Source organism: Streptomyces sp. NPDC057743 (assembly GCF_042798755.1).
Taxonomy (GTDB): Bacteria; Actinomycetota; Actinomycetes; order Streptomycetales; family Streptomycetaceae; genus Streptomyces.
On the sequence record NZ_JBHVJX010000125.1, the window covers coordinates 1 to 1,224 of the forward strand.

Sequence of the window (1,224 nt, forward strand, 5' to 3'; positions counted from 1 at the left end):
CGTAAGTACCCTGACGAACTGCGTGAACGTGCAACGCGTCTGGTGGTCGAAGCCCGCAAAGACCCCGCTGGCCGGGCCGGGGCGATCAGGCGCATCGCCGATCAGCTGGACGTGCTTCTCGAGGCTTTGCGGGGGTGGGGCAAGCGGGCCGAGATCGACGAGGGCGTCGTGCCAGGAACCACCAGCGCGGAGGCTGCCCGGATCGCGGAGCTGGAGCTGGAGCGGGAGGTGAGGGAGCTGCGGCGGGCGAACGCGATATTGAAGTCCGCGTCGGCTTTCTTCGCCGCGGAGCTGGACCGTCCACTGCGATGAAGGTCGCCTACATCGACCAGTACAAGGAGACGTTCGGCGTCCAGCCGATCTGCGACGTCCTCGCCGAGACGGACGCGCCGATCGCGCCGAGCACCTACTACGCCGCCCACACCCGTCCGCCGTCGGCCCGCGGCCTGCGCGATGCCGAGCTCACCGAACAGATACGCCAGATCCACGCCGACAACTACGGTGTCTACGGGGCCCGCAAGGTCCATGCCGCCCTGGTCCGCGAGGGAGTCGAGGTGGCCCGCTGCACAGTCGAACGCCTCATGCGTCAGGCGGGACTGCGCGGCGTGACCCGGGCCAAGAGCTCGCGCACCTCCCGGCCCGCCCCGAGACCGGCCGGCCTGCCGACCTGGCGAAACGGCAGTTCACCGCAACTTCCCCCAACCAGCTGTGGGTTGCCGACATCGCCTACATCAGAACCTTCTCCGACTGGGTCTACGCCGCCTTCGTCATCGACGTCTTCTCCCGCATGGTCGTCGGCTGGCAGGTCGCCACCAGCCTCTACACCGACCTCGCACTGGACGTCCTGGAGATGGCGATCTGGCGCCGCCGGCACACCGGCACCGACCTCACGCACCACTCGGATCGCGGCGTCCAATACCGAGCCATCCGCTACACCGAACCTCTCGAACAGCAAGCGGCCGTGGCCTCGGTCGGTTCCAAAGGCGACTCGTATGACAATGCCCTGGCCGAGGCGTTCAACAGCCTGTTCAAGGCCGAGCTGATCCGCAACAAGGGCCCCTGGACGTCCATCAACGACGTCGAGATCGCCGTCGCCGAGTACACCGACTGGTTCAACCAGCGACGCCTACACGGCGAACTCGGCCACATCACCCCCACCGAGCACAAGGCCGCCTACTCCGCGGCCGAACCCTCTGCGTCACTCCAGAAAACCAGCTAACTCAC

At 67.2% G+C, this 1,224-nt stretch carries 1 pseudogene and 1 other annotated feature; the pseudogene reads left to right on the forward strand.

Annotated features, from left to right (window positions below):
- Positions 1 to 1,219: pseudogene (locus ACFVFQ_RS38780) on the forward strand (IS3 family transposase); the annotation flags it as partial.
- Positions 273 to 401, forward strand: a sequence feature (AL1L pseudoknot). It overlaps the preceding pseudogene by 129 nt.
- Positions 1,220 to 1,224: the final 5 nt, after the last annotated feature.